The sequence below is a fragment of the Peptoniphilus sp. genome (assembly GCF_022767005.1).
Classification (GTDB): Bacteria; Bacillota; Clostridia; order Tissierellales; family Peptoniphilaceae; genus Peptoniphilus_A.
The window spans coordinates 1-9,538 of the sequence record NZ_JALEOV010000040.1 but is presented as its reverse complement, the minus strand read 5'-3'; the positions used below and the strand labels follow the sequence as shown (position 1 = coordinate 9,538).

14 protein-coding genes and 2 pseudogenes are annotated in these 9,538 nt (G+C 31.2%); 1 reads left to right on the top strand and 15 read right to left on the bottom strand.

The window, feature by feature from the left end:
- The 4 genes and pseudogenes from MR285_RS03230 to folP form a co-directional block, all read right to left on the bottom strand.
- Window positions 1-493, bottom strand: a pseudogene (locus MR285_RS03230) (sensor histidine kinase); the annotation flags it as partial.
- A complete protein-coding gene (locus MR285_RS03225; protein WP_293557971.1) occupies window positions 474-1,163 on the bottom strand; it encodes a response regulator transcription factor in 690 nt (229 codons plus the stop codon). The gene MR285_RS03225 and the pseudogene MR285_RS03230, both read right to left, overlap by 20 nt.
- A gap of 102 nt (window positions 1,164-1,265) precedes the next feature.
- Window positions 1,266-2,237: a phosphate acetyltransferase gene (gene pta / locus MR285_RS03220; RefSeq protein WP_293557969.1), complete on the bottom strand. Its 972-nt coding sequence runs from the start codon at window positions 2,235-2,237 to the stop codon at window positions 1,266-1,268.
- 52 nt (window positions 2,238-2,289) lie between these two features.
- Window positions 2,290-3,264 (bottom strand): dihydropteroate synthase, encoded by a 975-nt coding sequence (folP, locus tag MR285_RS03215; protein WP_293557967.1) that lies wholly within the window; start codon window positions 3,262-3,264, stop codon window positions 2,290-2,292.
- Window positions 3,265-3,429: 165 nt separating this feature from the next.
- Here folP and MR285_RS03210 point away from each other — a divergent pair, with 165 nt between their 5' ends.
- Window positions 3,430-3,846 carry a hypothetical protein gene (locus tag MR285_RS03210; protein WP_293557965.1) on the top strand — a complete coding sequence of 139 codons (417 nt, stop codon included), beginning with the start codon at window positions 3,430-3,432 and terminating at the stop codon, window positions 3,844-3,846.
- A gap of 626 nt (window positions 3,847-4,472) precedes the next feature.
- Here MR285_RS03210 and MR285_RS03205 read toward each other — a convergent pair.
- From MR285_RS03205 to MR285_RS03155, 11 genes and pseudogenes are all read right to left on the bottom strand, one after another.
- Entirely contained in the window at window positions 4,473-4,730 is a 258-nt protein-coding gene (locus MR285_RS03205) for a hypothetical protein (RefSeq protein ID WP_293557963.1), read from the bottom strand.
- A gap of 9 nt (window positions 4,731-4,739) precedes the next feature.
- A complete protein-coding gene (locus MR285_RS03200; RefSeq protein ID WP_293557961.1) occupies window positions 4,740-5,048 on the bottom strand; it encodes a phage holin, LLH family in 309 nt (102 codons plus the stop codon).
- Window positions 5,035-5,421 (bottom strand): phage holin family protein, encoded by a 387-nt coding sequence (locus MR285_RS03195; RefSeq protein ID WP_293557959.1) that lies wholly within the window; start codon window positions 5,419-5,421, stop codon window positions 5,035-5,037. The genes MR285_RS03200 and MR285_RS03195 overlap by 14 nt, the downstream gene beginning before the upstream one ends.
- 1 nt (window position 5,422) lies before the next feature.
- Entirely contained in the window at window positions 5,423-6,172 is a 750-nt protein-coding gene (locus MR285_RS03190) for an N-acetylmuramoyl-L-alanine amidase (RefSeq protein WP_293557957.1), read from the bottom strand.
- Between the two features lie 10 nt (window positions 6,173-6,182).
- The gene (locus tag MR285_RS03185) at window positions 6,183-6,521 is read right to left on the bottom strand and encodes a hypothetical protein (RefSeq protein WP_293557956.1); all 339 of its coding nucleotides are present in this window, start codon (window positions 6,519-6,521) and stop codon (window positions 6,183-6,185) included.
- Between the two features lie 46 nt (window positions 6,522-6,567).
- Window positions 6,568-7,221 (bottom strand): hypothetical protein, encoded by a 654-nt coding sequence (locus MR285_RS03180; RefSeq protein ID WP_293557954.1) that lies wholly within the window; start codon window positions 7,219-7,221, stop codon window positions 6,568-6,570.
- A gap of 52 nt (window positions 7,222-7,273) precedes the next feature.
- Window positions 7,274-7,441 (bottom strand): CD1375 family protein, encoded by a 168-nt coding sequence (locus MR285_RS03175; RefSeq protein ID WP_285072390.1) that lies wholly within the window; start codon window positions 7,439-7,441, stop codon window positions 7,274-7,276.
- A 70-nt stretch (window positions 7,442-7,511) separates the two neighbouring features.
- Complete coding sequence (locus MR285_RS03170; protein ID WP_293557948.1) at window positions 7,512-7,667, bottom strand: CD1375 family protein; 156 nt, start codon at window positions 7,665-7,667, stop codon at window positions 7,512-7,514.
- Window positions 7,664-7,879: a hypothetical protein gene (locus tag MR285_RS03165; protein WP_293557946.1), complete on the bottom strand. Its 216-nt coding sequence runs from the start codon at window positions 7,877-7,879 to the stop codon at window positions 7,664-7,666. Before MR285_RS03165 ends, MR285_RS03170 begins: the two co-directional genes overlap by 4 nt.
- Window positions 7,880-7,888: 9 nt before the next feature.
- Complete coding sequence (locus MR285_RS03160; RefSeq protein ID WP_293557944.1) at window positions 7,889-9,202, bottom strand: hypothetical protein; 1,314 nt, start codon at window positions 9,200-9,202, stop codon at window positions 7,889-7,891.
- Between the two features lie 17 nt (window positions 9,203-9,219).
- Window positions 9,220-9,538, bottom strand: a pseudogene (locus MR285_RS03155) (hypothetical protein); the annotation flags it as partial.

Here is a 9,538-nt window from a genome sequence, read left to right as displayed (position 1 = left end):
CATAACCTAAAATATTTCCAACATATTCTTCAATTTCAAAAATTTCATTCTCACAATCAATCCTATTTATTTCATCTTTTTTAAGAAGTAATTTTAATGCAAAAATTGGAGATTTTATTTGATGAGTCCAAATTGTAAAATAATTTTTTACATCTTCTCTTTTTTTCTCTTCCTTATCCCTATAAACTTTATTTTCTTTTATTTCTTCATACAAAGCCTTTGATAAGGGAGATGCCTTTATTTCATATATTTTCTTATAGTCCCTTTTATTTATTAGGTAAGTTTCTTCAATATACTCTTTATTACTTTCAAAATAAAGAAAACAAATATACATAAAAAATAAAAATAAATACAAGAAAGAAATATAGATGCTCTTCTTTTTTTCAATATCAAAAATTAAATGAACTCCCAAAATATAAAAAAATATAATCAATCCAAATATAATTGTAAATTTCTCTCTTTTTAAAAATTTTCTAATTGGCAGGTGGGACATAGTATCCTAATCCCTTCTTAGTCTTTATAAGTTCAAAAATCTGTATATCCTCTAGTTTTTTTCTCAAACGCATAATATTTACAGTTAAGGTATTGTCATCTATGTAAGAATCGGTTTGCCAAATCCTATCAATAATCTCATCTCTACTAATAATTTTCCCTGGCTTCTCCAATAAAACTTCTAAAATTTTAAATTCATTTTTTGTAAGTTCTATTTCCCTATCTTTTATTGATACAATCATGCTGTCGCATTTAAGAATAATGTCCCTATAATAAATATTTTTAGTTTCAAAATATTCGTAAGTTCTTCTCAAAAGAGCCCTTATCTTTATTTGAAGTACTTCCAGATCAAAAGGTTTTGTCAAATAATCATCTGCCCCAAGATCCATTGCCATTATTAAGTTTAAATTTTCATCAGCCGCAGAAATAAATAAAATTGGAACTTTAGAATTATCTCTAATTACTTTACACCAGTGATATCCGTTAAAAAAAGGTAGAGTTACATCCATTAAAACTAAGTCTGGATGAAAATTTTTAAATTCATTAAAAATATTTTGAAAGTCCTGAACTCTTTTTATTTCATAATTCCAAATTTTCAAATACCTTTCGATTTCTTCTGCAATTACTTTATCATCTTCAACTAAAAATATTTTCCACTTTCTATTTTCCATTCTTCACAACCTACTATTTACAATCACAACTTTCTTGAATTGATTATATATATTTACAACAAAAAAATAAAGACTCCCAAAGGAAGTCCTCATCAATTTATTTTATAGCACTGCTTGTGCTGCTGTTATTATTGCTAGTGAATATACTTCGTCTTCTACACAGCCACGAGATAGGTCATTTACTGGGGCATTAAGTCCTTGAAGAATTGGTCCAATTGCTTCGAATCCGCCAAATCTTTGTGCTATTTTATAGCCAATATTTCCCGCTTCAATGTTAGGGAATATAAATACATTTGCATGTCCTGCAACCTCTGAACCTGGAGCCTTTTTCTTTGCAACTGATTCTACTAAAGCTGCATCAAATTGAAGTTCTCCATCTATTGCCATTTCAGGATTTTTTTCTTTTGCCATTTTTGTTGCTTCAGCTACCATTGTTACTCTTTCGTGAGATGCTGAACCCTTAGTTGAGAAAGAAAGCATTGCAATCTTTGGATCCATTCCAAATTGTCTTGCTGTTTCATTAGATATTACCGCTACTTCTGCAAGTCCTTCTGCATCAAGGTCAATGTTAATTGCACAATCTGCCATTAAATACATTTCTTCGCCTCTTAGCATAATAAACGCTCCAGAACATCTCTTGTAACCCGGTTTTGTTTTTATAATTTGAAGTGCTGGTCTAACAGTATCTGCAGTTGTGTGAGCTGCTCCTGATACTAATCCCTTAGCTTTTCCCATGAAGATTAGCATTGTTCCAAAATAATTGTGATCCTTTAAAATTTCTTCTGCTTGTTCTTCAGTAACTTTTCCCTTTCGTCTTTCTACAAAAGCTTTAACCATTTCGTCTTTTTCATCGTAGTTAACTGGATTTAAAATTTCAAGACTTCCTAATTTTACGCCTTCTTTTTCTGCTAGAGCTTCAAGTTCCTTTTTATCTCCTAAAACTATTGGTTTAATATCGCCATCTTCATTAAGTCTAATTGCTGCTCTTAAAATTCTTGAATCATCACCTTCAGGAAATACAATTTCTGGTTTAGATGATCTTACTCTACTTTTTAAATTTTCAATTAATGACATAATGTCCCCCTTTATTGTTAATAATTATATTATATATCTTCTAAAAAATAATTTAAAGTGAATAAGGTTTGAAATTTACATCTTCAATTACTTCATTGAGCCTTACTGAATCTGCAACTATTTTCGCAAGGAGATGATGCTTCATTGTATGAACCCTTAAAACTTCAACACCCTTATATGCAGCAATTGTTGTAAGTGCTGCTGATGCTTCATCTCTATTTTCAAATCCTTCTTCTTTATTTGCATCTACATCAATATTGTTTTCAGTTAAAATATTTGTGATAAATCTTTTTCTTGATACCCCCAAAAATGTAAAACATCCCATTTCCCTTAATACGTCAATTTTATCAATTAATTTTAAATTTTCCCTTTTTGTCAATGCAAATCCAATGCCAGGATCAAGCATTATTCTTTCTCTTTCAATTCCATTTTCTTCTGCACGAGAAATTGATTTTGAAAGATATTTTTTCATTACTTCGACAATGTCCATGTCTTCAAAAGATTTTAATTCTTCATCAGTGAAAGCTCCAGCACCACCAAAAGATGGAAAATTAGCACTGCTCTTGTGATTTGGTCTTGCAATCTTTGGGTTAAACATTAAAATTGCTCCTACATCACTTTTCCCTACGACCTCTGCCATTTTTGGATCACCTATAAATCCTGTTATGTCATTTACAAAATCGACCCCTGCTTCTATTGCAGCTTTTGCAACATCAGATTTCCATGTGTCAATTGAAATAGGGACATCTGTCATTTCCTTTAATCTTTTTATAACTGGCACAACTCTATTTTTTTCTTCTTCAATCTCAACATAAGTCGAACCAGGTCTAGTGGATTCACCGCCAATGTCAATCATTTTTGCACCAGCTTTAATAAGTTCCATTGCCCTATTTACAGCTTTATCTGTGCCATACCACTTTCCACCGTCAGAAAAGGAATCTGGCGTAACATTCACAATTCCACACAAAATTGTTTCTTTTCCACTTTCTAAAACTTTGTCTTTATACCTACAAATTAAATTCTTCATTGTTCACTCCACTTATATTTTATCAAGTTTATTTTATGTCTAATATCTTATTAAATCAAATAAATTTAAAGGCCTTAATAACCTAAACCCCTATAAAAATTTTTTTAATTTTAGACATATTACCTCCCTAAGCTCATTTCATGTATAATAAATACGAGGTGAATTATGAGCGATTTTTTATTAAAACTATTTAAAGTTGAAACAATTAACAAACTGCCTGTTGATAAATTATACCCTATTATCGAAAGTTTAGACCAAGAACAAAGAGAACTCATTGCAAATTCCTATAATTTAAACCTTGAAGGACTAAGCTTAACAGAAGAAGTTGATGCAATACATAATAAAATAACATCAGAATTTAAAAATACTCTCATGAGTTTTGACGAAAAAGAACACAAAAGCTTTTATGATTTTTACAATGGTGCCGTAGATTATTCCGACGAAAATGTCTATGTAAATATGAAAAAATTTACATCTCTAGGACTTATGTATCTCTTCTTATCAAAATCTGGTACCTACTTTAACTTCGTAATACCAGTAGAATTAATAGAAATGTATGAAAAATTACTGCAATCAAGTTAAAAAGAGATTTGAGCCTCTTTTATTATATTTAAGAATATTTAATTTTTATAAGTCTTCTTTTTGAATTTTAATTTTAAATATCCTTTGAAAAATTTTGCCGAAATTTATAAAAACACACGGCAGTTTCTGGCAAATAAAAAAACCATCCTATAAAAGAATGGTTTAAATTACAGTGTACATCATTACACGATAATATTAATTTGGTGGAGGCGGTGGGAGTCGAACCCGATATGTTTATAATATCAAACCGCTTAAAATACCTATTTAATGCAACCTTATAATTGAATAAGTGGGGACTATAAGTGGGAAAGCTACATTACATAATTTTAGAGAAAAGCTGAAAAAGAACTTGCATTCTTTTAGAACATTTGTTATTATTTAGGTGTAGAGAATCTACAAAAAGATTACCTACCTTTTTTATTCTTATAAGGACAGTAACAACTGTCCCTATTTTTTTGCAATAAAAAAAGCCTAGGTTAGATCCCTAGGCTGTATATTAAAAGCGTTACAAATATTTAAAATTCTACGTTTTATAAAAAAGTTATATTCGTACTTATATAGTCCTTAAAACCTAGTAAGCATCAGGTCTACAAGGTTAAGTCTCTACAACCCCCATATAGAGCTTTTTATTTTTTCTTAATGCATTTACATGCCTTATTACTACTGCTTTCAAGCTTTTTATACTTTTTTCCACTGAGTAATCTCTTTGCAGCAATTTTAAATTTATCACCATAAGGCATAAGGTTTTTATCCAACAAATTTCTTAGTTTTACGGCATCTTTTTTTCTTCGCATGTGTGCGTGCTGTCCGTATTTTCCGTTAACTCTTTTTATAAGCCAAGGCCTATCATAGCACCTAGGTTTATATCTTATGCTGAGTTTCATTTCATAAAATCATTTACTAATTTCTAACTTCCACCTATTAAGTTCCAAAACCGAAGCTTCTATCATGTCATCTAGTTCTTTATCGCTAAGTTTTATCCCTTGCTCGTTTAACCTCATTAAAACATATTGTTTCTTTAATTGTCCTTGCCCTGCCTTAGTGTATATTTGCTCAGCTGCTTTTACTGCAATATCTACTGCCTCCATGACATTTACAATTTTTTCTTTGCCGTATTTTTGCTTTAGGAGAGGCACCAAGACACCAGTAATTAAAACAGATGCAATTGATAAAACTACATAAAATATATTACTTGCATTCATTTCTATCCTCCATAGATTCTTTAAATTCTTTAATTAAGTCCTCTTTCATTTCCCAGTTCTTAAGATTCTTAAATTCAGTATGCTGCTTATAAAATTGATGAACCCCTACAGCTGTTGCACCAAGAAACACTCCTTGACCAATACTCATAAGAATCCACACGACAATTTGAATATTATTCATGGGATCTATTCGATTGGCAAGACTTGTCACCAAGGCAATAGGAATACCTACAATGGATAAAATTGTAGGTATTAGACTATCACTTATTCTATTGGACTTCTTTAAAGCTTTCCCTATCACAACAAGCACAGGAATCATAAAAACCAGTTCAGGACTTAAATATTCTTTTAAGCTAAAAACTAAGTCTTGCATCCTATCCCCTCAATTCAACAGTTTGCTTTTCTTGATTCCAACCAACTTGTAAATTTAAGGCTTCGGCAAGGTCTCTTATAGATACATAATTAGTACCTTGAATGTTTTTCCCTCGCAAGTTAATCTCCTTGCCATTGTAATTAATTTTTACCTTGTCGGATTTTAATATTTGATCCATAACTTTATCAATCCTTTCCTTAAGTGCCTTTTCTTGCACAGGTACACCAACACTGGACTTTGATAAATCCAATTTTATTTTTATAGGCCCTTGAACATCTTTTAAAAACTTTTCCCAAAGATTTTTTGTAAAAAAAGTTCCAGGACATCTTTTCCTGGAAACATCATAGTGCCTACAAACATTTTTTATAGGAATATTAAATTTAACCCTGAGATTTTTAACCAACTCTACTAAATTTTCATAAGCTTTTTGATAATCTCCATCTGAATTTATACAAAGTTCAATCCCAATTGAAGTGCAATTCCTAACACCATTTAAGGCCCTACCATGACCTTGGTTATCTCCACAATGCCAGGAAGAAAAGCTATCTCCTATAATTTGCACTATCTCATGGTCATCTACAAAATAATGGGCACTTGCATTCCTATTTCCACCACCAAAAAATTTAAAGTGATTAAAAGCATTGGCTCCTCTTCCAGAATTACCAGTATCATGGATAACTAAAAATTGGACTTTCTTGCCTTTTCTACTGGAATAGTTATATTTAATCGGCATAAATTTAAACTCTAACATCTTCCACCTCCTATTTAAGCATCGGGAAGAGATATACGACAAAACCACTAACCAGAATTCCTATTACTACACCAAAAATTTGATTTCGCAGCTTTTCTGATTTTTCTATAGGTCTAACGAAGTGATCTTCTTCCCTATTCTTTTTAATTTCTTTTATGTCACCTTTTATTTCTTTGGTGTCATTAAGAATCAAGTTCATAGTTGTTTGAATTATTTTTATATTTGTTTCTGAATCATAGAGTCTAGCTTCTAAATCATCAATTCTTTCATTGGTCTTATCTGTTTTTGAATCAACGCTGTCTACCTTTTTCTCTAATTCAGTAAATTTATCTCTTATATCTTGATCCATATGTCACCTTCTTTTTTGCATTAAAAAAGAACCTAGAACTAGGTCCTTAAAATCCATATAAGTTGTATCTACCTTTAATTTCATTAATAATATCCTTCGAATAACCTTTCTTTTGACTTCCTTTCATTTTAGAAAGATTATATTTCCTAAGACCTTCTAATACTATTTGTAACTTCATACATATTATAGATGTACTATTGATTAAACCCATGCATTCTATAACTCTTTGTCTAGAATCTGTACTTATATCTTCTTCGAAATTCCATCTTAAATATAAGTTTTTAATCATGAAATTAGTAGCACAAAAACTGCTATAAAATTTTTCGTCTAAATCAAATAGTTTTACTTGTTCTAAAACCCTATTTTCATCACTATCATAGGGTATATTAACATTGCCTTTTGTAAAATCTATTGCATCATATGATGTAACTTTTTTTATATCTTCAGAATAAGTGTTAAGTTTTTCTAAGGTAACTTTTCCATCCAATAAAGAACTTACTCTTTCAGATTCCAAAGAATAAAATTTCATATATTCAGTAATTGAGTCTAACAATAAATCTATATCTTCAATTTTTGTCTTCCTAAAATACATTTCTTTTTCAAGTTTAATATTCTTCCTAGTCGTATAAATAGAAGTCCCCACCGCTACCATTAATGAAACAATGGCAGAAATCCCAACAGCTAAAATGTTTGAATCCAAAATTAATCACTCCCCTCGATACTATTATATCAAGGAGAGCAACTTATAATACTTATTCTTCTTCCATTTTTACTGGCATACCATCAGCATCAAGTCCTAAAGCCTTTAAGTCTTCTAAGACTGCATCTCTCCAAATCTTTGGAACTTGTCTAACCTTTTTGTTATCAGGATTACAAGTTCTTCTTTGTCTTGAAACTAAACCTACATAAAGATCTAACATACTTACACCTCCCTTCCTAACAAAAAATTTGTATAAAAAAAGACTTGCCACTGCAAATCCAATTAATACACTATTTGATTTCTTTGCCATTCTCATCATATCCTTGTGCTTTAAGTTCTGCTATAACTGCATTTCTTAAATGCTTAGGTACTTGCCTAACTTCTTTATTATTCACATCACAAGTTCTTTTTCCATTTATAACTAATCCAACATATAAATCAATCATTCTTTACCCCCTAAAATAGTTTCATAAATTGTCGCCAATACTTCATCTGTCTTTTCAGCTCTTTCTAAATTTGTTTCATAATTTGTTGCCACCGCTTCAGCTAAAGCCAAATTTGCTTTATTTATTGTCTTTAACTCCTCTAGGATTGCCTTAGAATTATCTGCCTCTTGCAATTCTTTTAAAGATTTTTCATTTATAAATTCTATTGCCATTTTTACCTCCTACATATATGCTCCAACAAAACCATAGAAGTATGATGTCTTTCCCTCAGGTGTGTCTGCTCTATCTATTCTTATGTCTACACCAATACACCACTTATCAGCTGTTTTTGTTTTAGTCTTAAAGTTATATTTCTGTCCTATTAATTCATCAGGCACAACTTCCCAAGTTGGACTAGTATCCTTGGCATTTAGTGATACCTTTACAGTCATATTTGCACCAGCAGCTAATTCTGCAAGTACATTTGTTACAATTGCTGATGGTTGGGCATCTACTTCTTTTGTTAGTCTATACCAACAGTAATTTATGCTCTTTGAAAAATCTATATATCCAATACCTTTAGCATTGTATGAATCTATCGCCTCTATTTTTATCTTGTGCTTTCCATTTTGCAACTTAGCATAATCAAGTTTATCAATGGCAACTTGTATGTCTTGATTTTTCGTAACTTGCCCCAAGTCCTTAATTTGCACATCATCAATATATATTTTAACTGTGATTTCATCGCCATCAGGGTCATTTGCATTAAAGTTAAAGCTAAAGGGTTTGTTTTGCTCACCCATATTAGAATTTGTTACAGTTACAACTGGATTCGAATTTACCTTTTTAAAGGTATATCTTCTTATGGCTGATGCTCCGTTAGAATCAGATACTGTAATTTCAATGGTATTTGTTTTGTTGAGTTCTAACTCATCAAATTTTGTCTTATCAATGTCAATCTCATAAGACTCGCCTTTTGTTGCATTGTTTATTGTCCTAATCGTAGCAGAATTAAGTTTTACAATTACGTTTAAGGTCTCGTTATTGTCTGGGTCATTTACAGAAAACGCTCTTTTAAAAGGTGCTTTAAAACCTCCTAAATCTTCATCTTGACCTGATATACTTGGAGTTTGGTTTGCTATACCCTCGTAAACGTACCAGTAACTTCCGCTTTCTCCGTCATTAGGATAAGAATTTCTATTTGCTGATGTTACTGTACCTACTTTGTTGCCTTTTTCTTTAACTGTTTCTGTAGAATATGAAGTTTTTGTTAAACGACCTCTCACATATGCAAAGTCAACATAGGTAGTTTCAATTTCCACAATTTCTAATATATACTTTCCGCCATAATTATTAATCGTACATTTATAGTCTGCACCTTCATCGTGTCCGTAGTAATCAACTCTATAAGACCCACCAGAGTGTAATCCATAATCTGTGATGGACGTATTGAGTTCTGGATACAATTCACAATTCCCAGAAACAATTTCTTCTTTGTGTGGTATTCTAATTTCTCTAGATGTAACATTATATTTCCCCCATCTATAAACTGTCATATTCTATCACTCCTTTCCTATATTACAAAACGTGCCATTTGTTGGTCGTATATACCTTCAAATTGCTCTGTACCTTCTAAATGTTTAAAATCAACCTTAAAATTGTTATACCTTGTATCTGTTTGTACTGCTGTTCCCATTGCTGCAATTTTAAGTGCAAGGTCTTGTATTAAGTTCCAATTTCCTTTTACAGTTTGGTTTGTCCTGCCTTTCCCTGCTAAATCCATGAGGTCTAGTTGACTTGCACAAATCATTGACCTATCAATATTGATATTAATAGTGTCAACATTAGATACCACCACGATTATATCCATAGATATTTCAACCATTTCTTGG

What these genes read in the sequence shown, in the direction of transcription:
- MR285_RS03225 (WP_293557971.1), bottom strand. Translation starts at nt 1,163, where the DNA reads ATGGAAAATAGAAAGTGGAAAATATTTTTAGTTGAAGATGATAAAGTA.
- pta (WP_293557969.1), bottom strand. Translation starts at nt 2,237, where the DNA reads ATGTCATTAATTGAAAATTTAAAAAGTAGAGTAAGATCATCTAAACCA.
- folP (WP_293557967.1), bottom strand. Translation starts at nt 3,264, where the DNA reads ATGAAGAATTTAATTTGTAGGTATAAAGACAAAGTTTTAGAAAGTGGA.
- MR285_RS03210 (WP_293557965.1), top strand. Translation starts at nt 3,430, where the DNA reads ATGAGCGATTTTTTATTAAAACTATTTAAAGTTGAAACAATTAACAAA.
- MR285_RS03205 (WP_293557963.1), bottom strand. Translation starts at nt 4,730, where the DNA reads ATGAAACTCAGCATAAGATATAAACCTAGGTGCTATGATAGGCCTTGG.
- MR285_RS03200 (WP_293557961.1), bottom strand. Translation starts at nt 5,048, where the DNA reads ATGAATGCAAGTAATATATTTTATGTAGTTTTATCAATTGCATCTGTT.
- MR285_RS03195 (WP_293557959.1), bottom strand. Translation starts at nt 5,421, where the DNA reads ATGCAAGACTTAGTTTTTAGCTTAAAAGAATATTTAAGTCCTGAACTG.
- MR285_RS03190 (WP_293557957.1), bottom strand. Translation starts at nt 6,172, where the DNA reads ATGTTAGAGTTTAAATTTATGCCGATTAAATATAACTATTCCAGTAGA.
- MR285_RS03185 (WP_293557956.1), bottom strand. Translation starts at nt 6,521, where the DNA reads ATGGATCAAGATATAAGAGATAAATTTACTGAATTAGAGAAAAAGGTA.
- MR285_RS03175 (WP_285072390.1), bottom strand. Translation starts at nt 7,441, where the DNA reads ATGTTAGATCTTTATGTAGGTTTAGTTTCAAGACAAAGAAGAACTTGT.
- MR285_RS03170 (WP_293557948.1), bottom strand. Translation starts at nt 7,667, where the DNA reads ATGATTGATTTATATGTTGGATTAGTTATAAATGGAAAAAGAACTTGT.
- MR285_RS03165 (WP_293557946.1), bottom strand. Translation starts at nt 7,879, where the DNA reads ATGGCAATAGAATTTATAAATGAAAAATCTTTAAAAGAATTGCAAGAG.
- MR285_RS03160 (WP_293557944.1), bottom strand. Translation starts at nt 9,202, where the DNA reads ATGACAGTTTATAGATGGGGGAAATATAATGTTACATCTAGAGAAATT.